This is a genomic window from Myceligenerans cantabricum, assembly GCF_054777735.1.
On the sequence record NZ_BAAHAJ010000009.1, the window covers coordinates 940,490 to 966,241 of the forward strand.

Sequence of the window (25,752 nt, forward strand, 5' to 3'; positions counted from 1 at the left end):
GGCGCCGGCCGCCTCGGGTCTCAGCGCGCAGCCGCGGTCGTCAGCCTCTCGATCAGAGCCCGCTCGTTCTCCGAGATCGCGACCCGCTTGCTGAAGAAGCCGCCCTCCTTGGTGATGGTGGCCTTGGCCACCTCCGTGGCGATCCCCACCAGCCACGCGCCGTAGGCGTCGACGTCCAGGTCGTCGGCCCGTCCCCGGAGCAGCGCGATCGACTCCTCGGTGCACTCGACCGCCCGAGCGGCCTCCCGCTCCGGGTCAGGATGCGTGAAGTCCTCCGACCCGGAGGCACCGGCGCCCTCGCCGCCCTCGCCGTCCTGCTCGTCGCGGCCCCGCGTATCCCGCTTGTGGTCACGCAACGCGAGCGCGAGCGCGCGCACGAACTCGTTCTCGTGGTCCTGGGCCAGCCGGAACACCTTGGCGGCCCGGGAGCCCGCCTTCATGAAGCTGACAGAGCCCGGGCGCCCGTCGGCGAGGATGACCGCCTTGAGCACCGCGCCCGGGGCCTCCAGGAGTCGGGCCAGCTCGGCATCGCTGAATTCGGTCAGGGTCGTCATGCGCACACCTTCTGTCGTCGCGGCGGAAGGAGGCACAACATACCGCCTGCTGAGAGCACCGTGGCGTGCGACGCACGGTTCCCGGCGAGCCGGCGGCCGCACCTGGCCGGGGACTCGCCACGGGCCGGCCTCGACGCCACGCCGGTCCTGTCGAGGGCCGGACGGCCGCGACCCTATGGAGTAGTTGAACTTTGAAAGTAAACGTTTTGCGAAGGTGGTCGCGCAGCCTGTCCGATCTGCGCACGGTAGGAGCGCCGCTCGATATCAGAACGGCGATCACGGTCCGCAGCACCCGTCATGCTCGAGGAAGAGGACGTGTCACCCATGAGGATCAAGTCATCGATGAGGCCGGCCGCCGCGCTGGCCACACTCACCCTGACGTCGGCCGTCGTGATCGGCGCGGGCGGCGCGGCCGACGCGGTGCCGAGCGCGACGCCGCCGGCCCTGAGCGGAACGTCGACGACGGCAGGGCGCTCCGCCCCGGCCGAGGTCACGATCGAGTGGGTCAACCAGGGTGCGTACGGCGGCGGCACCGAGGGTGTGACCCCCGAGGACGCGCCGTCGTTCCAGCCGCTCACCGTCACCGTGGGCCCCGCCGGGGCGGAGGGCAGCGTGCACTTCGTCGCGGTCGGGAGCGGGGTCGAGTTCGACCTCGGCCTGCAGCCGGTGGCCGACGGCGAGGCCGTCGCGCCGACCTGGGTGCTCCCGGGCGGCCGCGTCGAGGGCGACACCTCGTACGCGGAGTGGTACGGGATCAGCGCGGAGTTCGTCCCGGACGACCCGTCCGCGTTCCAGGGCGCGGTACCTGAGCGGGAGGTGTTCGGCTGGGTCCAGTTCGGCAACCGGGACCTGTGACGCGGTAGCCGCGCACCACCGGCAACGGCCGCGCGCCACCGACCGACGTCCTGCCGCCCCAGGAGCACCGGGGCGGCAGGACGTCGTCGTGTCGCGCCGGCGCTCCCTTGCCCCGGCCAACCGTCTGACAGGATGACGGCGTGACAGGAACGGACGGCGCAACGGCAGAAGCGCCCTTCAGCTTCCGGGACATCGCCCTCGTCGCCTACCTGCCGTCCGTCGTCAGCTCGATCGGGCACGGCGCAGTGCTCCCCGTCCTGGCGCTCCACGCGCGCGACCTGGGCGCGAGCACCGCGGTCGCGGCGTTCGTCGTCGCGCTCATGGGGATCGGGCAGCTCGTCAACTCGCTCCCGTCGGGCGCCGTCGTCGCCCGTCTCGGCGAGCGGCGCACCCTGGTGATCGCCGGGCTCGTGGACGCGGTCGCGATGCTGGCCGCGTTCTTCGTCCCGTCGGTCTGGGCGCTGTGCGTGTGCGTGGTCGTCAGCGGGATGAGCTGGACGGCGTTCCTGCTGGCGCGGCAGGGCTTCCTGATCGACGCGGTACCGGTCACCCACCGTGCGCGCGGGATGGCCCTGCTGGGTGGGTCGATGCGGGTCGGGATCCTGATCGGGCCGCTGCTGGGCGCGCTGCTGATCCACCTGCTCGAGACGCGCTCGGTGTTCGTGCTCGCGGCGGGCGCGTCGCTCGCCTCGGCCGTGATCGTGACCCGGATGCCGGACTTCGGCCGCGTGGCGCGCGACATCGTCCCGCAACCGGTGCACACGGTGCTGTGGGAGCACCGGCGCACGCTGCTCACGCTCGGGGTCGCCGTCGTCATCATCGGGGCCTCCCGGTCGGTGCGGACCGGGCTGCTGCCGCTGTGGGCCGACCACCTGCACATCGACGCGGCGGTCGTCTCGCTGCTCTTCGCGGTCGCGGCGACGATCGACATCCTGCTGACGCTGCCGGGCGGCTGGCTGCTGGACAAGCGCGGCCGACGGGTCGTGGCGGTGCCGGTGGTGCTCGCCGTCGGCGTCGGATGCCTGCTGCTGCCCCTGACGGACTCCGCGCTCGGCGTCGGCGCCGTCATGGCGCTCATCGCGCTGGGCAACGGGCTCGGTTCGGGGATCGTGATGACGCTGGGCGCCGACGCCGCGCCCGAGGAGGGCCGCTCGCAGTTCCTCGGCGGCTGGCGGCTGTGCGGGGACATCGGCAACACCGGCGGGCCGCTGCTCGTGTCCGCCGTGGCCGCCCTCGCGCCGCTGGCCGCCGCGCCGGTGCTGATCGGCGCGGCGGCGCTGGCGGGCGCGGTGTGGGTGGGCTACTGGACCGGGAAGGCCGACCGGCTCCGCCGGGGACGCTAGCGGAACCAGGGACGCCGGCGGGCTACCACGTCGACGCCGCGTATCTCGTGCCGTCGATCACCACGGCCACCGAGGTACCCGGGTGCCCGTAGAAGCATCTCAGCTGCGTCGTGCCGGACCCGCCGAAGCTGACGTCCTGTCCGGACCCGCCGGGGCTGGTCCGCCCGTCGACGATGTTGTGCCACCCGGGGGCGCTGCTGGGGTTGGTGCCGGACCAGCACTCCACCCGGTGGGTACCGCTCGGGAAGTCGCTGTAGTTCACCTTGTAGAAGGAGCACGACGGGTCGCTGCACTGCGAGTTGTTGACCGACGAGCCGCGCACCACCGTCGCCGCCGGGTTCGGCTTCGCCTTGGAGGTCCCCGAGGCGCAGGCCCGGGCCTCCTGCCCCTCGGAGTCCCGGACCACGACGCACGCCTGCTTGGTGTCGCTGTAGCCGGCCGAGACGCTCTTGGACCCGTTCTTGGCCGTGCTGGAGAACGCACCCGAGACCGTGACCGTGGTGGGACGGCCGTTGGTACCGCGGGCGTCCCACGTGAACGTCACCTGCTGGTCTCCGCCGCTGGCCGAGATCGACGGCGTGGGCGGCGGCCCGTAGGGCACCACGGCGCCCGACGCCGCGGACCATGCCGAGCACACGCCGTGGTCGTTGCAGGCACGCACCTGGAACGTGTAGCTGGTGCCGTTCTGCAGGCCCCGGTACGTGTACGACGTCGTGTTGCCGACGTTCCGGCTGCCTCCCGCGTCCGGGCTGGACGCCACCTCGTAGCTGCCGCCGCTGCCGCGGAAGTCGCCGATGGCGTTCCAGCTGACGTCCGCCTGCCCGCTCGTGGTGCTGCCGAGCCGGGCCGAGGGCGTCCCCGGGCGGTCCGGCGTGCCGTAGGGCTGCACCGCGTTGGACTGCGGGCTCGGGCTGGACGTGCCGGCCTTGTTCTCGGCGGCCACCTGGAAGGTGTAGCTCTTCTTGGTGCTCAGGCTCCCGAACTTCTGGCTCGTGCCGGTCACGGTCTGGGTCCTGACCTTCGAGCCGTCCTCGAACACGTCGATGTGGTAGCGCTTGACCGCGTCGCCGTTGTTGGCGGGCGCGTTCCAGGTCACGTCGATCTCGCCGCCCAGCGCGGTGTTCGCGCGCGTCGCGACCGGTGCGCCCGGAGTCTCCGGCGGGCCGGCGGGCACCTCGGGCGCCGACGGCTCGGACCATTCGGACGGGTCCGGGGCCTGGTTCTTCGCCTGCACGCTGACGCGGTAGGCGGTGCCGTTCTCCAGCCCGTCCCACGTGGTGCCGCTGCCCGCGACGCAGCTCTTCTGCGTGGCGCCGTTCGGCGGCGCGGGCGAGATCTGCAGGTTCACGCAGTCGATCGGTGAGCGGTCGGTGTAGTTCCGGTTGGTCCAGCTCACCTCGAGCGACGTGTCGCCGAACGTCAGCGTGGGGGGTGCGGGCCGGTCCGGCTTCTGGTCCGGGCGCGCCTCCTGGGACGGCTGGGACGCCTCCCCCGGGCCGACCTCGTTCTCCGCCTGGACGGTGAACGTGTAGGTGACGTTGTTGGTCAGACCCGTGACGGTGCACGTCGTCGACGGGCACGCGTGCTCGGTGCCGTCGGAGTCCTGCACGATGTAGCCCGTGATGGGCGCGCCGTTGTTGTTCGGCTCGTCCCACGTGAGGACCACGGTCTCGGACCGCACCTCTCCCACGCGCGGTGCCCGCGGGGCGTCCGGCTTGCCCAGCACGGTGAGGTCCACGACGCCGTCGACGTGCCGGTCCTCGTCCTGGGTGGCGTCCTGCACGGTGTACTTCACGCGCATCGCGCCGTGGAAGCCCTCGGCCGGCGTCACGACGACCCGGTCACCGCTGTAGTCCGCGGTGCCCTTGCCCGTCTCGACCACCGCCGTGCCGACGAGCTCGAGCGGTGTCTCCGGGAAGGGGTTGGTGTCGTTGGCCAGCACGTCGACGGTCTCGGCCACGCCCTCGTGGGCGCCGTCCACCTTGTCGTCGCCCGTTGCCGCCAGGGGCCGGGTCGAGGCGACGACCTGCACCTGGAGCTCCCCCTCGACCGGGTCGGTCTTGCCGTCGGTCACCGTGAAGGGGATCGTCCGCGTGGTGCCCTTGGGCACGGACGCGTCGGCCTGCGCGGTCACCGTGCTGCCCTGCGCCGAGGCGTTCAGCCCCTCGGCGCCGGCCTGCACCTTGAACGTCAGGTCGTCGTTCTCCGGATCGGTCACGTAGGCACCCAGGTCGACGGCACCCTCCTCGGCAGCGGGCACCTCCAGCACCGGGGACCCCTTGATCTGCGGAGGCTGGTTGTTCGTCGGCCGCACCTCGATGGGCAGCGTCAACGTCGCCTTGCGCCCCTCGGGGTCCTCCGGCCCGTCGCCGTCGGTCACCTCGAAGCTCACCGACGCCGGGCCGAAGTAGTCCTTCTCCGAGACGTACGTGAGGCTCGCGCTGCCCGTGACCTCCACCGCGCCCTCGACGGCGCTCACCGTGGACTCCGAGGTGATGCTCGGCTCCAGACCTTCCTCGACCACGACGTACTCGTTCAGGTCGATCTCCAGCGGCTCCCCGCTGAACGCCTCCAGCGGATCCAGACCCGGCTTCAGGTGCGGCGTCAACGAGTCACCGGGCACCCGCACGAACGCGCTGGACTCCAGCCCGTCCATGTCCGTGACCGTGTACGTGAGGATCTGCAGGTCAGACCGCACCTCGACCTGCACCTTCCTGTCCTCCGTCAGCGTCGCCCCCTCAGGCGTCCCGTCCAGGCTCACCTCGAGGTCCGCGCCCACCCCGTCCGGATCCACATCGTTGGCCAGCACATCGACCGTGACCGAGTCCTTGCCCACCACGTCCGGGACCGAGAGCACGTCGTCGTGCGCTACCGGCCGCAGCAGCGGCGCATCCCTGGCAACCTCCACCGTGATCGTGCCCTGCGCGCGCGCCTTGTAGACGTCCTGGATGCCGTAGTAGAAGGGATGCTGTCCCTCCTGCGACGGCGCGGTCACGACCACGTCGTCCTCCACGACCGCCGGCTCGAGGGCCGCGGTGCTGCTGAACAGGGACTCCACCAGGCCGATCTCGTCGCCGTCCGGGTCCGTGTCGTTGTCCAGCGCGGCGATCGCCACGGTACGGTCCGGCCGCACCAGCGTCTCGTCGTCCTGCGCGACAGGCTTCTGGTTCGTCGCCGGCAACGGCGCGACCCCCACCCGCACCGTCCCGATGCCCACCGCGCCACGGCTGTCCGTCGCGCTGTAGGTGAACGTGTCCGTCCCGACCGCGTCCGGTGACGCCTCGAAGTCGATGAACCCGTCCGTGATCCGGGCGCGACCCTTGGTCGGCGCGCCGGAGATGTCCGAGAGCATGACGTAGTCGCCGTCCGGGTCCACGCCGTCCAGCGGGACCTCGATCCTGACCGTTCCGCCCGAGAGCACGCGCGCCTCGACGTCCGGGAGCTGCGGCGCCGTGTTGTCCGCGTTGTCGCGGACGTTGATGGTGATCTGTGCGGAGTCGCGCTGCCGGTTCGGGTCCGCCACCTCATAGACAGCATGCGCCACACCCGCCTCGTCACCCGCCCTGAAACGAACGACCTCCTCCGACACGAACGCCTCACCGAGCCCGGCCTCCGGCTCCTCCACCAGCTCCTCAGCCAGCTCCACCGGCAGACCGTCCGGGTGAGAGTCGTTCTTCAGCACCGGGATCGTCACCGTGTCACCCACATGCACATCCACCTCGTCCGCACCCGCCTCCGGCGGCCGCAACCGCTCCGACGCCGGAATCGGCACCACATGCACCTGCCCCGTAGCCGTCGCCTCACCATTCGACACCGTGTACCCGATCGTCGCCGTCGACTCCAGACGCCGGTTCTCAGTGACCTTCAAAACATGATGGTCCAGCACCGCGACCGTCAGACCGGAGTCCTCCGGGACGTCGACCTCCTGCACCACCAGCACACCACCAGACGGATCGGTGTCGTTCGCCAACACGTCCACCAGACCCTCACCACCCTTGGGCAGCAACACCCGGTCCGACACCACGGTCGGCGTGCCCACGTCGCTCGGCGGCTCGATCACGTCCACCCGGACCAGCCCGGTCACCGCGGGGTTGGGCCCGTCCGTGACCTCGTAGGGGATGTCGTAGGAGCCAGCCTTCTCACTCAGGAGACGGAAGGTCCCGGCCGTGTGGTTCGGCGTGATCTCCGCCGGCCGGGCGCCGCCGACCCCCGCCAGCTGGATCTGGTCCCCGTTCGGGTCCGAGTCGTTCTCCAGCGGCTCCACGGTCACCGGCTCGCCCACGAGGGTCGTGACGTGGTCCTGCACCGGGATCGGCGGCTGGTCGTCCGCGACGACGTCCACCAGGACCCGGCCCTCGGCCACCGCACCCTGGCCGTCGGAGACCGTCACGTCCACGATCTTGCGGCCCGTGCCGCCTCCGCCGTCGAGGAACTCCAGCGTGCCGTCCGGACGGGAGCGCACCTCGTCGGACGGGTCCTGGGTGGTGGCCGTGGACAGGAACAGGTCGTCGCCGTCCGGGTCCTTGAAGTACGGCAGCACCTGGATCTTCGCCGTGCCGGCCTGGGCCACCTCGAGCACCGGCTCGGCGTCCGGGTCGGCCACCGCCGGCGGCTCGTTCTGGTCCGGCGGGCGGACCTTCAGCGTCACGTCCGCCGTCGCGGTCCCGCCCTCGCGGCCGTCGTCGACCTCGTACGTGAACGTGACGGTCCCCGTCGCGTCCTCCGGCACGTCCGCCTGCAGCGCCGCGCCGTCCAGCACGCGGTCCACGGCGATCCCCGAGCCCGTCTCCCGGCCGTCCGGCACGGACACCGTCATGACGTCCCCGTCCGGATCGACGTCGTTGCGCAGCACGTCCAGGACCGTGGTCCGGCCGGGGCGCACGCCCAGGTCGTCGGACTTCGGCTCCGGCGGGTTGTTCGGCTTGTCGCGGTCGGCGACCACCTGGTCCACCTGCTCGTAGACCGTCTCCTCGGACTCGGACCTCTCCCCCTCCTCGTCCTGGTTCTGCTTCAGGTCCCAGTCGTCGACGAGGCGGAACTCGTCCGTCGGCAGCCAGAGGTCGCCACCGATGACGTCGTTGAGGATGATGTGGCCGCGGTTCACCCGGTACTGGAGCACGGCGTTCGGCGAGATCCCCTCGAGGGTCTGCCGGTCGTCCGAGTCCGTCCCCGGGCAGTCCCGCAGCACCTCGCCGGTGCTCGACCACGCGCCGTAGGTGCACCCGGCGACCTGTGCCGGAGCGACCGGACTCCCCGACCCGGGCTGCATGAGTGCGTCGCCGCCGCCGAGAGGCTGGCTGATCAGCTCGTCCGTGGTGGCCACGGCCACCGTGTCGGAGTCCTCGGACGGGAGCTGCAGCATGGCCGCGGCGAGGCCCTCGATCCGGACCTGCTCGCCGCCGACGACCGTCAGGGTCTCCCCCGTGCGGTCCAGCACCACGGGCTGGTCGCCCACCGCCGAGACCTGGAGGTCCGCACCCTCCTGGGCGCTGATCGGCTCCGTGGCGACGGCCCCCGGCGCGCCGTTCCCGTTCGTCGGGACGACCGTGAGCTCCCCGCCCTCGCCCGTCGTGGCGACGTACACCGTGCCGTCGACCCCGACGGCCAGCGTCCCGCCCTCGCCGGTCTCCGCGGTCGGCTCCTGCTCCTCCTCGTCGAACGCCAGCGCGCCGTCGAACGGCAGCACCCACAGGCGCCCGGACTCGCCGTCGTACACGGCCGCCGCCGCACCGCCGGACGCCACCTGCGCCCCGGCAGGCAGCGTGAGGTCCTGGCCGAACTGGAGATGCGCGGGGTCGACCGGACGCGCCTCACCGTTGCCGTCGTCGTCCAGGAGCACCCGCCCGCCGTCCTGGGAGACGTCGAAGCTCGACGAGCCCGCCAGCATCACGCCGTCGAGCGTCCCGGCCTCGAAGTTGAACCGGCCCAGCTCGTTGTGACCCGTCCGGGTCACCCAGATGCCCGAGTCGTCGAGGACGACGTCGGCCGTGGCCTCGCCGTCGTACCAGAGGGCGAGGCCCAGGAGGGCGCCGGAGAAGATCGTGACGGCTCCCGCAGACGCGATCGCACGCTTGTTCTCCCTGAACCGGAACGCGGGCACGAAGCTTCCCCTCAGACGCAACATCCTGGCCACAGACCGGGCGACGGGCGCCTCGATCGTGAGGGGCCCGTCGCTCACCGGTCCACGATGTCCGGGTCAGTCCGCACCCGGATCGGGCTTCACCTTACAAGCACGACCCACGCGCCCACAGCAAGCAGGCATGGGGAGATGTCCCCATGCCCCGGCCGGCCCCGACAGCGGGACGGCCCCCTCCGTGGGGGCCGTGGCCGTCACCGCCGCCACGGCCCCCACCCGACGGTCACATCTCCGCCGTCGGCTCCGCGTCCAGCCTGTCGAAGCTGTTCAGCAGGCGCAGGTATCCCGAGAACGCCTCCTCGACCCGGGCCTGCTCCAGCCCGTAGTCGGTGATGTCGTACCGGTGCGGGCGGGTGCCGGCGGGCCGGGCGAGCACCTCGTCGAGCTGTGCCGCGTCGCTCGCCGTCCAGGTCGCCCCGATCGCCGAGTACACCCGCGGCACCTCGGTGTGCGGATCGGCGCTCAGCTTGTGGTACGGCACGTCCACGATGGCCGACGGCGGCAGGCTGAGCCGCGACTCCAGCGCACTGTCGATCCACGCGACCATGGTGTCCAGGACGAGCTCCCCGACCGCCACCCGGTCCGGGTCCTTCTGATACATCGCCCACATCGTCTCCACGAGACTGCAGGTCGAGCCGACGACGGAGGACGGGTCACGGTGCGTCCACACGAACGTGGCGTCCGGGAACACCTCCCTGATCGCCGCCATGTCCCCCAGGTGTCCTGGGTACTTGACGACCCAACGCTTGCGCTCGCGCCCGTGCTGCAGCACCTGCAGGCCCTGCTTCAGGTACCGGTAGTCGTCGGCCACCTCCTGCGCGCCACGGCGGGAGTACCAGTCGCGGTAGGACGGCATCGTGCCGTACAGCAGCGGCCAGTAGGCCCCGTGCGGGAGCAGCATCATCGACTCCTCCGGCTGCTCGGCGCGGCTCGGGTGCATGTGCTTCAGGCCCGGCGCGAACAGACCCGTGACGAGCTTGCTTCCCTGGTCGAGCTTCTTGATCTCCCGCTCGGCGGCGACCGGGTCCTCGAGCCCGGTGTGGGACATCTCCCACATGAGCGGGCCACGGTGGGCGGGCGACGCCGCGAGCACCCGGTGGGCGAGGGTCGTGGCCGTGCGGGGCAGCCCGAGCACGAACACCGGGTCGGTGACGGGCTCGTCCGCGATCTCCGGGCGCTCGGCGAACAGGGCGTTGATCCGCAGCCGGTTGGCGTACCGGTCCTTGATCTGGCTGAGCGCGAAGGTCCAGCCCAGGGGCGTCATTCTCGGGTCCTCGCCGACGCTCGCGGCGACGACGCCGAGGCCGTCGGCGAACCTCCGGTCCTGAGCGCCGGCTTCCTCCTCGACCTGGGCGACGGCCTTCGCCCAGTCGTTCGCGGGATCCTCGTGCCCCTTCATGACGGGGCCGAGGACGGTGTTGAGAACCTTGGAGGCTCGGGTGGTGCGGGTCACGATGTCCCTTCTCGTACGATCGATGTGGCGGGGCGCGCGGCGCTCGCGATGGCTGCGCCCGCCGGCGCGCCCTCCGGTGTCACAGCTCCGCGGTCGGCTCCATGTCGAGCCTGTCGAAGCTGTTCAGCAGGCGCAGGTAGGGGGCGAACGCCTCCTCGACCTCAGCGGGCTGCAGTCCGTAGCGCGTCATGTCGTACTTGTGCGGGCGGGTGCCGGCGGGCCGGGCGAGCACCTCGTCGAGCTGTGCCGCGTCGCTCGCGGTCCAGGTCGCCCCGATCGCCGAGTACACCCGCGGCACCTCGGTGTGCGGGTCGTGGCTCAGCGCGTGGTAGGGGACGTCCACGATGGCCGACGGCGGCAGGGTGAGCCGTGCCTCCAGCGCGTTGTCCACCCACGTGACCATGGACTCCATGATGAGCCGCCCGACCTCCAGCGGGTCCGGGTCCGACTGGTACGGCGCCCACAGCGTCTCCACGAGGCTGCACGACGAGCCGACGACGGCGGCGGGGTCACGGTGCGTCCACACGAACGTGGCGTCCGGGAACACCTTCCTGATCACCGGCATGTCGTTCAGGTGCGCCGGGTACTTGAGGACCCACCGCCGGGGCGCCCGACCGTGCTGGAGCACCTGCAGGCCCTGCTTCAGGCACTCGTAGTCGCCGGCCAGCTCCGCCTCGCCGCGCCCCGCGTACCACTCACGGTAGGAGCGCATGCTGCCGTGGAACAGCGGCCAGAAGGTCCCGTGCGGCATGAGGACCAGCGACTCCTCCGGGTCCTCGGCACGGATCGGGTGGATGTGCTTCAGGCCCGGTGCGAACAGACGCGTGACGACCTGGATGCTCTGGTCGAACCTCTTGCTCGCCTGCTTGGCGGCGGCCGGGTCCTCGAGGCCCGTGTGCGTCATCTCCCACGCGCGCGGCCCGCGGTGCTCGGGCGACGCGGCGAGCACCTTGTGGGTGAGCGTGGTCGCGGTGCGCGGGAGCCCGAGCACGAACACCGGATCGACGATCCGCTCGTCCGCGATCTCCGGGCGCTCGGCCAGCAGGGCCTTGACGCGCAGCCGGTTGGCGTACCGGTCCTTGACGACGTTGAGCGCGAAGAACCAGCCCAGCGGGGTGAGCCTGGGCTCCTCGGTGATGCTCGCGAACACGCGGAAGAAACCGTCGGCGAGCTCACGGTCCTGGATTCCTGCCTCGTCCTCGGCCTTGGCGGCGGCCTTCGCCCAGGCGCCGGCCGGATCGTCGCGGCCCCTGACGGCTGGGCCGAAGACGGTGTTGAGAACCTTGGAGGCTCGGGTGGTGCCGGTCACGACGTCCCTTCTCGAACATTCGATATCAGAGGTCGCACGGTGACCACGCGGGTCACGGAGCGAACCGCTCGGGCTCCGGAGCGATCTGCTCCGGGCGGAAGACGACGGGAAGCGCTTCGAGCCGGCGGAACCGGAAGTCCGGCGCCCACCGGAGCTCGTCGGTCCGCAGCGCGAGCGTCGGAGTGAGGCGGTGGTGCAGCGTCTCGGCCGCCGTCCGCACGATCAGGCGGGCCAGGTGCGGCGCCGGGCACGCGTGCGCGCCGACCCCGAACGTCAGGTGGGCCCGGCTGCTGGACCCGTCCCACGACCCCTCGCCGCGGATGGCCGGGTCCGTGCCCACGGCACCGACGGCGAGCAGCACCGCGTCCCCTTGCTGCACGAGCTTGTCGCCGAACAGGAAGTCGTCGGCGGCGATCCGTGGCGCCAGCGTGCTGACCGGCGACGCCGTCCACAGCACCTCGTCGAGCGCCTCGTCGATCCCGAGCTGCCCGCCCGTGAGACGCCGGCCGAACCGGACGTCGGTCAGGGAGAGGTAGAGCGTCTGAGCCAGCCAGGCCTCCAGCCCGAGGGCCGCGGTGGCCGTGAGCGACAGGATGCCGAGCGCTGCCTCCGCGGTGCTCTCGTAGGCGCCGTGCCGCGCGAGCCGTCCGGCGGGGGTGGGCTCGCCGTCGGGCCGGCGGGCCGCCGTCTGCCCGGTGAGCAGGAAGCTCACCTCGTTGACGGCCGCGGCGGCGTCCCGACCCGTCGCGCCGCGCGTGGCAGCCTCGAACACCTGCTGCGAGGTCGCGGCGTCGAACCCGAGGACGGCGCCGAGCGTCAGCCGCGGCATCGGCGCGACGTACTCGCGCACCAGGTCGGCGACGCCGGTCCCGGCGAACCCGTCGATCAGCTCCTCGCACCGGGCGCGGGTCGTCCTGGTCACCTCGGCCTCGTCGACGACGCCGAGCACCTCGTCGAGCGGACCGCGGAGCCGCTCGTGCGCGCTGCCGTCCACCTGCTCGACCATGGACCGGTCGGTCGATGCCAGCGGGCGCAGCAGAGGAGAGTCCACGGCCGACACCTCGCGCCGGTGGCCGCTCCAGGTGCCGGTGGTCGCCGTGAGCGGAAGCTGCCCGCGGGCCATCGCGACGATGGTCCGGTACCCCGTCACGAGCCAGGCGCGGGCGCCGGGCTCGATCTCGACGGGGGCGAGGTCCCCCCACTCCTCACGGAGTCGCGCGTGGAGGGCGCCCACGTCCTGGGCTGCGGTCAGTTCGGTGATGGTGGTGACGGTCTCAGGGTCATCGAGCCGCAACGGCGGTCGAGTGGCGTGATCACCGCCGACGGCGCCGCCGATACCGGCGGTGCCGTCAAAAGTGGTCGAGCTGGTCATCATGTCCCCGTCTGGGTCGGGTACAGGGTGCTGTGTGGTTTGACAGAACTCTGCCGGACATATGCCCCTGTGTCGAGATAGGTCTGGCATCTGACGTGCGGGAACAGGGTACGACGGCGCCGCGCCCGGTGCGGCCAGGTGAGCCGCCCGCCGACGGCGGGCGAGGATGTCGCCATGGACGACACCGCACGCTGCCCCTGCCTGTCCGGCGAGCCCTACGGCGTCTGCTGCGGCCGGTACCACCGTGGCGCCGGCGCCGCGCCCACCGCGGAGGCCCTGATGCGGTCGCGGTACTCGGCCTTCGCCGTCGGTGACGCCGGCTACCTGCTGGCCACGTGGTCGCCGTCGTCCCGCCCGGGCACGCTCGACCTCGACGACGACGTCCGCTGGCGGCGTCTCGACATCCTCCGCGCCGAGGCCGGCGGACCGTTCGACGACACCGGCGTGGTCGAGTTCGTCGCCCACTACCGTGCGGCCGGCGAGCGCGGCCGGCTGCACGAGGTGAGCCGCTTCGAGAAGGCGGCCGGGCACTGGTACTACCTGGACGGGACGACGAGCCCCTAGAGACGGGTCCCGCACGCCGGCTGGTGCGGTGGCCCGCACGCCACAGCTCGGATTGAAACGGTTCACACCGGCCCTGCCGGATTGACGCGCGCGCTCCGGATCCCTACCGTCACCCACTCAGGTAACCGCTTTCCGAGCACCACGACTTCACGATGGAGTGAAACGTGTCCACACCACTGAGCAGACGGCTGAAAGCCCTCCTGTCCCTGGCGGCCGCGGCCTGCGTGACCGCCGCTCTCCTCGTCGCCGCCCCGACCTCGGCCGCGGCCCAGGTCGAGCCAGGCACCTGGTACGTCGTCCAGTCCCGGCACTCGAACCTCGTGCTCGACATCGACGGCCGCTCCACGGAGCCGGGGGCCGAGCTGGTCCAGCAGGACCGGACCGACGCGACCAACCAGCAGTTCCGGTTCCTCGACGCAGGGAACGGCTACTACCGCATCCAGGTCCGCCACTCCAACCAGGTCCTGGACGTCTGGGAGTGGAACGCCGACAACGGCGCGACGATCGCCCAGTACGACGACCTGGGCGGCGCCAACCAGGAGTGGCAGGTCACCGAGAGCTCCGACGGGTACCACACCTTCGTCAACCGCTTCTCCGGCAAGGCGCTCGACGTCTGGGAGCTGTCCACCACGGCGGGCGACCGGATCTCCCAGTACGACCCGACCGGCGGCGCCAACCAGCAGTGGCGCCTCGTCCCGGTCGACGACGGCGGCACCACCGACCCGCCCGGCGACGGCACCTACCAGGCCGAGGCCCTCACCCGCGGCGTCTCGGTGATCCCGACCGGCTCGGGCCACCTGGTCAGCTGGCGCCTCCTGGGCACCGACTCCCCCGACACGGCGTTCCACGTCTACCGGGACGGCGAGCGCCTCACCTCCGCCCCCTTGACGGGTGCGACCAACTACCGGGACGACGGCGGGTCGTCCGGCTCCACCTACTCGGTGGCGGCGGTGAACGGCGGGACCGAGGAGACGCCGTCGGACGCCGAGATCCGGTTCGGCGCAGGCGGCTACCAGGACGTCGCGATCCAGGCGCCCCCGGGCGGCTCGACGCCGTCGGGCGGCTTCACCTACGAGGCGAACGACGTGAGCGTCGGCGACCTGGACGGTGACGGCACCTACGAGTACGTCGTCAAGTGGTACCCGACGAACGCGAAGGACAACTCGCAGTCCGGGTACACCGGCAACACGATCCTCGACGCCTACACCCTGGAGGGCGACCGGCTGTGGCGCATCGACCTGGGCCGGAACATCCGGTCGGGCGCGCACTACACGCAGTTCCAGGTGTACGACTACGACGGTGACGGCGCGGCCGAGGTCGCGACGAAGACGGCGGACGCCACGGTCGACGGCCGGGGCACGGTGATCGGGAACGCCGGCGCCGACCACCGCAACAGCAGCGGCTACGTGCTCAGCGGTCCGGAGTACCTGACCGTCTTCGACGGCAGGACCGGCGCTGCCGTCGACACGGTCGACTACCGGCCCGCGCGCGGCAACGTCTCGAGCTGGGGCGACAGCTACGGCAACCGTGTCGACCGGTTCCTGGCCGGTACCGCCTACCTCGACGGGTCGACGCCGTCGATGATCTTCTCGCGGGGCTATTACACCCGCTCGGTCATCTGGGCGGTCGACTTCGACGGGCAGAGCCTGTCGACGCGGTGGGTCTTCGACTCGAACACCGCGGGCAGCCAGTACGAGGGCCAGGGCGCGCACAGCCTGTCCGTCGCCGACCTGGACGGTGACGGGCGCCAGGACGTCGTGTTCGGCGCGATGGCGATCGGGTCGAACGGGCAGCCGTTGTGGAACACGCGGATGTACCACGGCGACGCGCTGCACGTGAGCGACTTCGTGCCCGGGAACCCGGGGCAGGAGGTGTTCATGCCCGGCGAGCACTCGGACCAGCCGTCCTCGCGGCTGGTCGACGGGGACACCGGGTCGATCCTCTTCCAGACCTCGCCGACCGGGGACAACGGCCGCGCCGTCGCCGCGAACGTGGACGCCGGCAACCCGGGCGCCGAGTTCTGGTCCTCCCAGGTGAGCGGCCTGCTCAACTCCTCGGGAAGCTCGATCGGCGGCAAGCCGGGCTCGGCGAACTTCGTCATCTGGTGGGACGACGATGCCGAGCGCGAGCTGCTGGACGGCACCCACATCGACAGCTACTCGCCGGGTGAGCGGCAGCTGACCGGGTCGGGCGTGGCGTCGAACAACGGCACCAAGGCGACGCCCGCGCTGTCGGCCGACCTGTTCGGCGACTGGCGCGAGGAGGTCGTGTGGCGCACGAGCGACAGCTCGGCGCTGCGCATCTACTCCACCCCGTACGAGACGGACCTGCGGATCCCCACCCTGATGCACGACCCGCAGTACCGCGTCGCGATCGCCTGGCAGAACACCGCCTACAACCAGCCGCCCCACCCGAGCTTCTACCTCGGGAGCGACGCGACGTCCGCACCCTGGCCAGACGTCGTCACGCCGTAACCACCACGACACGACCCCGCCGCGCGGGCCCGGGCACGGAGCCCCTCCCCGGGGCCCGGGCCCGCGCGGCGGCAGCCCTCCCGGCCCGCGCGGGCGTCTCTCTCAGGCCGCGCGGACCAGGCCCCAGCGGCGCAGGAAGAGGTACAGCTCGCAGCCGAGGCACAGCCCGAACACCGAGTTGAGGGCGGCGGCGACGAACGCCACCGCCGCCGCGGCCGGGACCGCCACGAGCACGCCGAAGAGCCCGAGGACGACGCCGACCCCGGTCACGACGAGCCCGATGAGCTGGGCGAACCGCGGCGGGCGCCGGTCCTCGAGCTCCTCCGGCGGGCCGAGGCGCGGGCGCACCACGGTGCGGAAGATCCAGCCCTGCCACGTGCCCTCCGCCCCGCGCACCGTGCCGAGCACGAAGCTGAGCGCGACCGCGGTGAGCAGCACGAGCCCGCCCGTGCTCGCGCCGAACAGCATCACGATCGCCAGCAGCAGCGCGGTGATGCCCGCGCCCGCCCGGGGCCCGCGCGGGTCGACGAGCCCTCCGGCCCGCGGCGTCGACGCCGCGGTCATCGTGCCGGCCCCTGCGTCGTGCCGACCCGCTCGCCCACGGTCGCTCCTGGGCGCGTCGCCGCGGCCTGCTCCTGGCCGGTCGCCCGGGTGAGCGCCTCGCGCGCCTGGGCGGGTGTCACGGCGCCGCTCATCCGCGCCACCTCCACGCCGTCCGGGTCGAGGACCAGGACGGTCGGAGTGCGCAGGACGCCGAGGCGGTTCGTCAGGGCGAGGTGGTCCTCGACGTCGAGCTCGTGGTGCACGACGCCGTCGCCGGGTGCGGCGAGCGTCCCGAGGACCCGTGCCGTCGAGCGGCACGCCGCGCACACCTGCGCGGAGAACTGCACGAACGTGACCCGTGTCCCGACGCCCACCCCCCGGGACGCCCAGTCGACCTGCCCGCCGTCGCCGGCGGCTCGCGGTGCGCGCACCGCTCCCTGCCGTCGCGACCACGCCACGCCGACCACCACCGTCAGCGCGACCACACCACCCAGCAGCAAGATGTCCATCGCCGTCTCCGTCCGCCCGGCCGTCGAGGCCGGAGATGCTGATCTCCGCACAGCATCACATCAACATCGTCATGGTGAACCATCGTCTTGATCTATGGACAGCCGACGCCGCCGGCCGCCCGCGCCCGGGGCGCGCTCACGTCGAGGAGGTCGGTGACGAGACGCAGGAGGTCGGCCCGGTCACGGACGGGGAGGTGAGCGACCAGCTCGTCCATGGCGTCGGTGACACCGTCCTGGAAGTCCTGCGCGGCACGTCTGCCGTCGTCGGTGAGGCGTACGTCGATGGCGCGGCGGTCTCCAGGGACGGGTTCGCGGGCGACCAGGCCGCGCCGCTCGGCGCGGTCGACCAGGCCTGTCAGGGCGGCCTTCTCCACGCCGGTCGCGCGGGCGAGCTCCGCCATGCGCAGGGACCGGTGCCGGAGCTGGAGCACCATGCGGGCCTGCACGACGCTCAGGCCGTGCGCGGCAGCCACGTCGCTCATCACCTCGTACACGCGGGCGGCGAGCCGGGCCAGCGGGGGCAGGCCGACGGGATCACCAGGGTGGCAGGCGCCGGTCTCGGGTGTCACGACGACCAACAGTACACACTCATGATAGTTAATTCCGTGTACAGTCATCGCCATGGACGACAACGGCTTCACGTACCCGCACGGCACCCACGGCGCCCGACAGCCCCGGGGCGCACTGCTCGCCTGGGCGAACAGGCTCGTCGCACGCTGGGCCGGCAAGAGGTCCCGCCCGGTAGGGGGCATGAAGATGCTCGCCCTGCACACCGTCGGCGCCAGGTCCGGACAAGCGCGGCAGACCCCGGTCACCCGGTTCGACGGCGGCGACGGCACGTGGCTCGTGGTGGCCTCCGCCGCGGGCGCCTCGGGGAACCCGGCCTGGTACCACAACCTCGCCGCGCACCCGGACCAGGTCGCGGTCGACGTCGGCGGGAAGCACCTGGCGGTCACCCCCGCCGAGCTGTCGGGTCAGGAGCGCGCCGCGGCCTGGGAGCAGATCGTCACCGAGGTACCCCGGTTCGCGCACTACGGGACCGCCACCGACCGGCTCATCCCCGTCATCCGCCTCACCCCGAGACCCTGACCTCCGGCCGCGCGAGGTTCCGGCTCGTCACGCGCGGATCCTGGTAACCCGCCCGGCGCGCCGCGCGCCGGTGGTTTCGGCGTCGATCTGGCCGGCGAACCGCGACCGGGAAGACACATCGCTTCCGAGAGGGCCTCCGGGGAGCGTCCGGCCTGGTCGCCGCTCTGCCGCCCGTGCCCGACACGGCTCGCGAGCCCACTACTCATGTCCGACAATCCCGTCAAGCACCACGCCGATTGACGCGAGGTCCGTAACGCGATTGTGACTTTCGGGCCCATCAGGGTTACCGTCAGTCTCGCTCGCGGTAAATCTCGCGGGCGCTCGAGGCGGACGCCGAACCCTGTCACCGCCCCGGGGCAACTGCACCGAACAGATGACAGGGACGGGGGAACCACGAAGTGGGCACCATCGGTGTCCTTGGGGTGAAGCCGCACAGGTAGGACCGCGGCCGGGTCATTCTCCGATCCGAATCCGACAGCTCACCTCGCAGGCGTCGGGAGAACCGAACGTGACGACACGCACGCCCGGGCGCCATCGTGCTGCCCGCACCCCCATCACCCCACTCACCCCCCTCACGCGCGCCGCGGCACGCGGCATCTCGACCACGGCCCGCCGCGGCGCGGTCGTCGCGGCCGGCTCCGGCCTGCTCGTCTCCCTGCTCGGCGCCCCCGCGGACGCCACGCCGGCCGGCGACCACGACACGAGCACGGCCGAGCTCGAAGCGGTGGCCCAGGGCCTCCGGCAGGAGGGCCTGGAGAAGGCGGCCCTCCAGGGGGCCACGCTCCCGGACCTGACCCTCCAGGCCGAAGCCGTACCGGCACAGGCCGCCCAGGAGGCGGCCACCGCGCCGACCGTGAAGGTCGCCGCCGACAGCACCTTCGCCGTGGAGACGGGAACGATCAAGGTGACGCCGGCGCCCGAGCCCGAGCCGGAGCCCGAGCCCGAGCCCGTCGTCGCGGCACCCGAGCCCGTCGAGGAGACGGCCGCACCCGCCGTCGAGGAGCCCGCCGCACAGGAGGAGGCCGTCGCCGAGGAGCCCGCCGCACAGGAGGCGCCCGCCCCCACCACCAGCTCCGACATCCTCTCCATCGCCAAGCAGTACATCGGCGTCCCGTACCTCTGGGGCGGCTCGACCCCGGCAGGCTTCGACTGCTCAGGGTTCACGTCCTACGTCTACGCCCAGGTCGGCATCAGCCTGCCGCGCACCTCCTCGGAGCAGCGCTACGCCGGCACGGTCGTCTCCCGGGCCGAGGCCCAGCCGGGCGACCTCATCTGGTCCCCCGGCCACATCGCCATCTACGCGGGCGGCGACATGCAGGTCGAGGCCCCTGTCCCGGGCCAGACCGTGCGCTACACCTCGATCTGGCAGTCGAGCCCGACGTTCATCCACGTCGGCTGACACCGGACGCGCAGCACGGGGTGGGTGCCGGAGCACTCACCCGAGGGGGCGCCGCAGGCTCGGCAGACCTGGTCCGCGCCTGGCGCTCCCGCTCGGCGAAGGCCCGCACCGTCACGGTGCGGGCCTTCGTGCGTGCGGGCCTTCGTGCGTGCGGGCCTTCGTGCGTGCGGGCCTTCGCGTGTGCCGGTCCTCACACATCCCGGCGCCGGCCCGCGGAGGATCCCGGTCCCGCGGCGCCCGGCCCGGTACGGTGCCGGACATGCCCACGCTGCTGAGCAACCCGCGCCTCGCCGCGGTCGCCGCCCGCGGCGTCCAGGCGCTGCAGTCCGCCGCCGGGCGGCGGCTCGCCGAGGCCGCGCGCCACCGCCTGCCCGAGTACCCGGGCACGCCCGAACCCCTCACGATCCCCACGCCGCACGGGGAGGTGCGGGCCTGGGCGTACCGGCCCCCGGAGGCGGCTGACGCAGGGCTCCTCCCACCGGTGCACGTGAACCTGCACGGCGGCGGGTTCGTGCTCCGCGGCCCCGCCCAGGACGACCCGTGGTGCCGGCTGCTCGCCGCCGAGGCCGGCGTCGTGGTGCTCAACCTCGACTACGACGTCGCCCCGCAGGCGCCGTTCCCCCGGCCGGCGCGCCAGGCGTACGGCGTGCTGGGCTGGGCAGCCGAGGCCGACGCCGACCACGGCTGGGACGGGCAGCGGCTGACCGTCGGCGGGCAGAGCGCCGGTGGCGCGCTCGCCGCGGCGGCGGCCCGGCTCGCGCTGGAGAACGCGTATCCTCGCGTCGCGCTCCAGGTCCTGCACTATCCGCCGCTCGACCTCACCGTCCCGGCCGGGGCGAAGACCTCGCCCGTGGACAAGCCGCTCCTGCGCCCCTGGATGGGCGACCTGTTCGACGCCGCCTACGTGCCCGACGCCGCCCTGCGCGCGGACCGCCTGGTGTCCCCGGCGGCGCCGTCGGACCGCGCGGACCTGACCGGCATCGCCCCCGCCGTGGTGATCGCCTGCGAGCACGACATCCTGCGCGCCGAGGCGCGCCGGTACGCCGACCGGCTGGGGTCCGCGGGCGCGCTCGTCGTGTACCGCGAGATCCCGGGCAAGGACCACGGCTACGACACCTTCGACGACGGCGCCGGGCGCGAGACGTACACCTGGGTGGCGACGCTCCTGCGAGAGGCGCACGCGGGATAGCCCGGCCGCCGGGGCTCGCCGGCGGCGGGCGGCCCGGGCGACGAGCTCCGGTCATCACGGCCGGACGAGCATCTTCCCCGTGTTCGCCCCGGCCATCATGTCGGTGAACGCCGCGAAGGCGTTCTCGATGCCGTCCACGACGGTCTCGTCGGCCACGAGCCTCCCGTCCGCGAGCGCCTCGGCGGCGACACGGGTGAACTCGGGCCGCAGGTCCTCGTGGTCGGTGGCGATGAAGCCGCGCAGGGTGAGGCGCTTGCCGATCGCGACGGGCAGGTAGCGGGGCCCGGGCGGGAGGTGTTCCTCGTTGTACCCGGAGATCGCGCCGACGAGCGCGAAGCGCCCGTGGTCGTTCGCCGCGAGGAGGGCGGCGTCGAGGTGGTCGCCGCCGACGTTGTCGACGTAGACGTCGATGCCGTCGGGCGCGGCCCGGACGAGCTGCTTGACGACGGGGGCGGCCTTGTAGTCGAGGGCGACGTCGGCACCGTAGCGCTCGGTGAGGAGCCCGGCCTTGCGTGGTCCGCCGGCGGAGCCGATGACGCGGGACGCCCCGAGCACCCGCGCCAGCTGGACCGCGGCGGAGCCGACGGCGCCGGCCGCGCCGGAGACGAACACGGTGTCGCCGGGCCGCACCGGCGCGATCTCGGTGAGCGCCGCCCAGGCGGTGAGGCCGGGCACCCCGAGCACACCGAGGTAGGTGCTCGCGGGGGCGAGGCCGGTGTCGACGGGGGTGACGTGCGCGGCGTCGAGGAGGGCGTGCTCGCGCCAGCCGAGGAGGTGGACGACGACGGTCCCCTCGGGGACGGCGTCGGCCCCGGAGGCGACGACCGTGCCGACGGCGTGCCCGGTCATCGGCTTGCCGAGCTCGAACGGCGGCACGTAGGAGGGCACGTCGTTCATGCGTCCCCGCATGTAGGGCTCGACGGAGACGTAGTCGTTGCGCACGAGGACCTGCCCGGGGCCGGGGTCGGGCACGGTGACGGTCTCCAGGGCGACGTCGGACGGCGCCGGCGTGCCCGCCGGGCGCGCCACGAGCCGCCATTCACGACTGGTCAGGGGCATGCGTTCCTCCACTCGTCGGACGCCCGCCGGTCCGGGGACGCGGGGGCGTGTCCAGCTCGGCGATGAGCCGAGCGTTGTCCAGCAGGGTCCACGCCACCATACCGACCGGTCGGCTTTCCGTCCGCTCCGGCTACGGACCCAGCCTGACGAGCTGCGACGTGAGCCGGCGCCGCACGGCGAGCGCCGCCGCCCGCCCGGCCCGGTTGCCGCCGATGGTGCTCGCCGACGGGCCGTAGCCCACGAGCTGCACCCGCGGGTCGCGGGCCGCGGTGACGGCGGTCTGCACGTCGGCCGAGCCGGGCAGCAGCGCGATGCCGCCGTGCTCGCTGCGCAGGTGCAGCGGCCCGAGGTGGGTGACGGCCGGGCGGAACCCCGTGGCCCAGAGGATCGCGTCCGCGGGTTCGAAGGCCGGCTGCCCCGGGCCGGCCGCGTCGTCGGCCCAGCGGAGGCCGTCGGGCTCGATCCGGGCGAACACGGGGCGACGCCGGTCGTAGACGCCCAGACGGGCGGCCTCCTGCTCCTGCGGTCGCAGGGCGAGGCCGGTGACGCTCACGACGCTCGCCGGCGGCAGGCCCGCGGTCACGCGCTCCAGCACCTGCGCGATCGCGTCCCGGCCGCTGTCGGCGTCGAAGTCCTCGCGCCAGACCGGCTCGCGCCGCGTCACCCACAGGGTGTCGGTGACCGGGCCGAGCTCGCCGAGGAACTGGACGGCGGACGCTCCCCCGCCCACCACCACGACCCGGCGGCCGCGGAAGTGGTGCGCGCCGGGGTAGTCGTGGGTGTGGAGCTGCTCCCCGAGAAACGTCCCGGCGCCGGGGTAGTGCGGCACGAACGGCCGGGACCAGGTGCCGGTCGCGTTGATCAGGGTGCGGGTGAGCCAGGTGCCGGCGTCGGACCGCACCTCCAGCAGGTCGTCGCGGGCGGCCACGGAGCGCACCCGGACGGGGCGCCGCACCGGCAGGTCGTGCTCCGCCTCGTAGCGGCCGAACCACGAGGGCACCGTCCGGTTCGCGCGGTCGCCCGACCTGCCGGGCGCCGGCCCGTCCGGCAGGTCGGCCACGCCGTGGACGTCCTGCATCGTCAGGGAGTCCCACCGGTGCTGCCAGGCACCACCCGGGCGGGGCCCGGCGTCGAGCACCACGTGCCCGACACCGAGCCTGCCGAGGTGGTACGACGCCGAGAGGCCCGCCTGGCCGGCCCCGATCACGATCGACTCGTACACATGCACACGGGTGCCAACCACGGCGGAGGTGGTTTCATGCCTGCCGGCGGCCGGGCGACCGTCGGCCCGGACGCCGCTAGCCCCGCGGCTCGAACTTCACGACCTTGTCGCCGGGCCTGTTGTAGTTGCCGTAGAAGGACCAGTTGATGAAGCCGCCGTCGCCCCCGCGGGTGAACGTCCCGGAGTCGAGGCCGACCACGTAGAAGTCACCCACGTGCGCGAGATACTCCAGGCCCTTCACGTCGGGACCGAACTCCCCCCGGCCCGCGATGTTCTTGTGCAGGACGACGATGTTCTTGTCCGGGAACGCCTTGCCGTACTCCGTGGCCAGGGACTTGCTCTTCTCGCCGCGCTTGCCGGGCACGTCCCCGTCGAAGCCGGTCCCCGGGTACGGGCTCTCGTCGTCGTCGGTGTACTTCGGGTCGGCGAAGCTGGTCCCGGGGCCCGTCTTCTCCTCGCCGTTGGTGTAGTAGTCGTCGTCCGGCTCGAACTTCTCGTGCTTGCACCTCGGCGCCGGCGTGATCTTCACCTTGTTGCCGTCGGCGTCGGTGACCTCGAACGAGGACTCCTGCAGGACCCGCTCCTCGTCGATGACGTTCCAGTCGGCCCCGATCAGGTCGATGCCTTCCCAGCCGATGCCGGCCTCGCCGAACTCCTCGGTCTTCACGTCCTCGTAGGTGAGCTCACGCACGTTGCCGGAGTCCTCCAGCTCCTCACGCAGGTCACCGCCGTCCTCCTGGTCGTTGCGGTCGATCTCGATGTCGCCCTTCTTCAGCAGCCCGTCCTCGTCGCGCGGGAAGAGCTCGTCGACCATCGGCTCGAACTTATCCCGCAGCCCCGGGTACTGGTTGAAGTCGAGGATGAACTCCTGGACCGAGGACTTCCCCTCCTTCTTGTTCTTCCCCCAGCCGCCGCCTGCCGTGAACCCGTAGGGAAGGTCCGTCTCGACGTCGATCCCCGCCTGGTAGAGGGTGGTGAGGGCCTGGTCGTCGATCGTGATGTACATCTGGACGATGTCGGCCTTCCCGTCCTCGTCCTCGTCCTTGCTCGGGTCGAAGTACACCGTGGTCTTCGTGGACCCCTTCCACTCCGCGCCGACCCCGCCCTTGCCCATGAGCTTCCCGAGCTTGTCGCTCTTTCCCCAGGGACCGCCCGGTCCGAGCCCTGCCGAGACCAGGAACCCGCCGATGTCCGTGGAGGTGTAGCTGACCTCGTACAGCCCGTTGTCCCACAGGCGGTCCTCGACCATCACCTCGCCCGAGTAGCTGCCCTCGGCCTCGCCGCCGACACCCACGCTCTTCTTGTCCTTGCTGTCGCCGCCCTTCTGGCCGTCGATCCCGACGTTGACGGTAACCGTCTTGGTCTCGGCGTTGGCGTCGTTCACGACGTGGTGGTCGGGCTCCTCCTCGGCGAGCTCGTCGTACTCGTCGCTGTGGTCGGAGCCGCCGATGCACGTGGCCACGGAGTTGACCTGGGCGGAGCTCGTGCAACCGTCACCGTCCCCGACGGCGTCCCACCGCTTCTGCCAGCTGATCCACTCCTGGGCGTCGGCCAGGCTGGTGAACTCGTACGTCTTGTCGTTCGTGACGCCGTCGATGGCCGAGACGCCGAACGAGATGGGCGAGCCGAAGATGTCGTCGCCGGACACGCCGCCGCCGATGCCCTTGCCCTCCAGCATGTGCACGCGGACGCGGCCGTCTCCGAGCTGCTCGATCATCACGGCCTCGGTCGAGCTCATCCGGAAGAAGAGGAACTTCACCGTGCCCGACTCGGTGTGGGTGTTGACCTTGACGTAGCAGTCCGGCTCCATGTTGTCGTACGCCGTGGTGACGCACTCGTCCAGCCAGCCCGACGCCGCCGCACGCTCCTTGCCCGGCTCGGAGTTCTTGTAGACCTCCCACTCCTCGTCGCAGACGTCCTCCGGGACGGGGAGCCACTTGCAGCCGATCCGCACCTCCGGCGGATCGAGGCTGACGTCCTCGCTGGTGGGCATCGTCCTGTTGCAGTTCTCGTCATCCGGGTCGTCGCTCGTGTCACCCCAGCCGTCGGTGACGCAGTCGACGATCTTCTCGTCCCGGTCGACGGTCTCCGGGTCGCCGGCCGACACCTCCATCCAGAGGTCGTCGAGCTCCGTGTCGGAGAGCGCGAAGACGCACCCCACGGGGACCGGGTACCAGACGCAGTCGATCTGGATCACCGTCATGTCCCAGTCGCGGTCCTTGTCGTCGCCGTACTTGCCCTCCTGCGGGACCCGGTCCATGGTGACCGTCTCCTCGCACGGCCCGTCCTCCGTGTCGTCGTCCCCGGAGCCGCCGTCCCCGGAGCCGCCGCCGTCGCCCCCGCCGGGCTCGTCCCCCGCGCCGTCGACGCAGTCGCCCTGGGCCCCGTCCTCCTTGACGATCGGCGAGACCGCGCAGTACAGCTGCTCGGACACGTCCGCCCCGACCGGCGTCGCCGCCGCGAGCACCACCCCCACGACCAGGAGCATGATCCCGATGACACCCACGTACTCCGGCAGGGCCTGGCCCCGGTCGTCTCCGAGGCGACGCGGAAGGCGAAGGACTGGTCCGGGGGCCCCGGGCCGGCGGCCGAGGCCGGCGTGACGATTGTTCACCGGGTCAACCTATGGGGGCGTACCGCGAGCCGGCGACGGCCCGGCGTCCTACCCTGCCTGGGTCCGCG

Annotated in this window: 18 protein-coding genes and 1 riboswitch; of the genes, 7 read left to right on the forward strand and 11 right to left on the reverse strand. The window is 72.3% G+C overall.

Going from position 1 to position 25,752, the window contains the following annotated elements; genetic code table 11:
- Positions 1-20: 20 nt before the first annotated feature.
- On the reverse strand, positions 21-554 hold the full coding sequence (locus tag ACYU96_RS13370; RefSeq protein WP_460754121.1) for a hypothetical protein: 534 nt from the start codon (positions 552-554) through the stop codon (positions 21-23).
- Positions 555-878: 324 nt separating this feature from the next.
- On the opposite strand from ACYU96_RS13370, the gene ACYU96_RS13375 reads away from it, so the two are divergent.
- Together ACYU96_RS13375 and ACYU96_RS13380 are read left to right on the forward strand one after the other, a co-directional pair.
- Positions 879-1,409 carry a hypothetical protein gene (locus tag ACYU96_RS13375; protein ID WP_460754124.1) on the forward strand — a complete coding sequence of 177 codons (531 nt, stop codon included), beginning with the start codon at positions 879-881 and terminating at the stop codon, positions 1,407-1,409.
- Between the two features lie 140 nt (positions 1,410-1,549).
- Complete coding sequence (locus tag ACYU96_RS13380; RefSeq protein WP_460754126.1) at positions 1,550-2,752, forward strand: MFS transporter; 1,203 nt, start codon at positions 1,550-1,552, stop codon at positions 2,750-2,752.
- 22 nt (positions 2,753-2,774) lie between these two features.
- On the opposite strand, the gene ACYU96_RS13385 is transcribed toward ACYU96_RS13380, so the two are convergent.
- The 4 genes from ACYU96_RS13385 to ACYU96_RS13400 all read right to left on the reverse strand — a co-directional run bounded on the left by ACYU96_RS13385 (position 2,775) and on the right by ACYU96_RS13400 (position 13,022).
- Positions 2,775-8,930: an Ig-like domain-containing protein gene (locus tag ACYU96_RS13385; protein WP_460754129.1), complete on the reverse strand. Its 6,156-nt coding sequence runs from the start codon at positions 8,928-8,930 to the stop codon at positions 2,775-2,777.
- A 181-nt stretch (positions 8,931-9,111) separates the two neighbouring features.
- Positions 9,112-10,341 (reverse strand): sulfotransferase family protein, encoded by a 1,230-nt coding sequence (locus ACYU96_RS13390; protein ID WP_460754132.1) that lies wholly within the window; start codon positions 10,339-10,341, stop codon positions 9,112-9,114.
- Positions 10,342-10,420: 79 nt separating this feature from the next.
- A complete protein-coding gene (locus ACYU96_RS13395) occupies positions 10,421-11,650 on the reverse strand; it encodes a sulfotransferase family protein (protein WP_460754135.1) in 1,230 nt (409 codons plus the stop codon).
- A 52-nt stretch (positions 11,651-11,702) separates the two neighbouring features.
- Entirely contained in the window at positions 11,703-13,022 is a 1,320-nt protein-coding gene (locus tag ACYU96_RS13400; RefSeq protein WP_460754138.1) for a cytochrome P450 family protein, read from the reverse strand.
- A 174-nt stretch (positions 13,023-13,196) separates the two neighbouring features.
- On the opposite strand from ACYU96_RS13400, the gene ACYU96_RS13405 reads away from it, so the two are divergent.
- Entirely contained in the window at positions 13,197-13,586 is a 390-nt protein-coding gene (locus tag ACYU96_RS13405; protein WP_460754141.1) for a YchJ family protein, read from the forward strand.
- A gap of 164 nt (positions 13,587-13,750) precedes the next feature.
- Positions 13,751-16,060: a rhamnogalacturonan lyase family protein gene (locus ACYU96_RS13410; RefSeq protein WP_460754143.1), complete on the forward strand. Its 2,310-nt coding sequence runs from the start codon at positions 13,751-13,753 to the stop codon at positions 16,058-16,060.
- Between the two features lie 102 nt (positions 16,061-16,162).
- On the opposite strand, the gene ACYU96_RS13415 is transcribed toward ACYU96_RS13410, so the two are convergent.
- The 3 genes from ACYU96_RS13415 to ACYU96_RS13425 all read right to left on the reverse strand — a co-directional run bounded on the left by ACYU96_RS13415 (position 16,163) and on the right by ACYU96_RS13425 (position 17,681).
- Entirely contained in the window at positions 16,163-16,624 is a 462-nt protein-coding gene (locus ACYU96_RS13415) for a DUF4395 domain-containing protein (RefSeq protein ID WP_460754144.1), read from the reverse strand.
- Complete coding sequence (locus ACYU96_RS13420) at positions 16,621-17,112, reverse strand: thioredoxin family protein (RefSeq protein ID WP_460754147.1); 492 nt, start codon at positions 17,110-17,112, stop codon at positions 16,621-16,623. The genes ACYU96_RS13415 and ACYU96_RS13420 overlap by 4 nt, the downstream gene beginning before the upstream one ends.
- Before the next feature lie 92 nt (positions 17,113-17,204).
- Positions 17,205-17,681 carry a MarR family winged helix-turn-helix transcriptional regulator gene (locus ACYU96_RS13425; RefSeq protein WP_460754149.1) on the reverse strand — a complete coding sequence of 159 codons (477 nt, stop codon included), beginning with the start codon at positions 17,679-17,681 and terminating at the stop codon, positions 17,205-17,207.
- Positions 17,682-17,733: 52 nt separating this feature from the next.
- Here ACYU96_RS13425 and ACYU96_RS13430 point away from each other — a divergent pair, with 52 nt between their 5' ends.
- The 3 genes from ACYU96_RS13430 (at position 17,734) to ACYU96_RS13440 (ending at position 20,789) form a co-directional block, all read left to right on the forward strand.
- A complete protein-coding gene (locus tag ACYU96_RS13430; RefSeq protein ID WP_460754152.1) occupies positions 17,734-18,201 on the forward strand; it encodes a nitroreductase family deazaflavin-dependent oxidoreductase in 468 nt (155 codons plus the stop codon).
- Between the two features lie 353 nt (positions 18,202-18,554).
- A riboswitch (cyclic di-AMP (ydaO/yuaA leader) is annotated at positions 18,555-18,708 on the forward strand.
- Position 18,709: 1 nt separating this feature from the next.
- On the forward strand, positions 18,710-19,600 hold the full coding sequence (locus ACYU96_RS13435; protein ID WP_460754155.1) for a C40 family peptidase: 891 nt from the start codon (positions 18,710-18,712) through the stop codon (positions 19,598-19,600).
- A 259-nt stretch (positions 19,601-19,859) separates the two neighbouring features.
- Entirely contained in the window at positions 19,860-20,789 is a 930-nt protein-coding gene (locus ACYU96_RS13440; protein ID WP_460754157.1) for an alpha/beta hydrolase fold domain-containing protein, read from the forward strand.
- A gap of 54 nt (positions 20,790-20,843) precedes the next feature.
- Here the strand turns inward: ACYU96_RS13440 and ACYU96_RS13445 are convergent, their stop codons facing one another.
- The 3 genes from ACYU96_RS13445 to ACYU96_RS13455 form a co-directional block, all read right to left on the reverse strand.
- Entirely contained in the window at positions 20,844-21,848 is a 1,005-nt protein-coding gene (locus ACYU96_RS13445) for an NADP-dependent oxidoreductase (protein WP_460754160.1), read from the reverse strand.
- Positions 21,849-21,978: 130 nt separating this feature from the next.
- Positions 21,979-23,076: an NAD(P)-binding domain-containing protein gene (locus ACYU96_RS13450; protein WP_460754647.1), complete on the reverse strand. Its 1,098-nt coding sequence runs from the start codon at positions 23,074-23,076 to the stop codon at positions 21,979-21,981.
- Between the two features lie 70 nt (positions 23,077-23,146).
- Entirely contained in the window at positions 23,147-25,684 is a 2,538-nt protein-coding gene (locus ACYU96_RS13455) for a hypothetical protein (protein WP_460754163.1), read from the reverse strand.
- Positions 25,685-25,752: the final 68 nt, after the last annotated feature.

Coding starts and splice junctions, on each gene's coding strand:
- ACYU96_RS13370 (WP_460754121.1), bottom strand. CDS start 554: ATGACGACCCTGACCGAATTCAGCGATGCCGAGCTGGCCCGACTCCTG.
- ACYU96_RS13375 (WP_460754124.1), top strand. CDS start 879: ATGAGGATCAAGTCATCGATGAGGCCGGCCGCCGCGCTGGCCACACTC.
- ACYU96_RS13400 (WP_460754138.1), bottom strand. CDS start 13,022: ATGACCAGCTCGACCACTTTTGACGGCACCGCCGGTATCGGCGGCGCC.
- ACYU96_RS13405 (WP_460754141.1), top strand. CDS start 13,197: ATGGACGACACCGCACGCTGCCCCTGCCTGTCCGGCGAGCCCTACGGC.
- ACYU96_RS13415 (WP_460754144.1), bottom strand. CDS start 16,624: ATGACCGCGGCGTCGACGCCGCGGGCCGGAGGGCTCGTCGACCCGCGC.
- ACYU96_RS13420 (WP_460754147.1), bottom strand. CDS start 17,112: ATGGACATCTTGCTGCTGGGTGGTGTGGTCGCGCTGACGGTGGTGGTC.
- ACYU96_RS13430 (WP_460754152.1), top strand. CDS start 17,734: ATGGACGACAACGGCTTCACGTACCCGCACGGCACCCACGGCGCCCGA.
- ACYU96_RS13440 (WP_460754157.1), top strand. CDS start 19,860: ATGCCCACGCTGCTGAGCAACCCGCGCCTCGCCGCGGTCGCCGCCCGC.
- ACYU96_RS13445 (WP_460754160.1), bottom strand. CDS start 21,848: ATGCCCCTGACCAGTCGTGAATGGCGGCTCGTGGCGCGCCCGGCGGGC.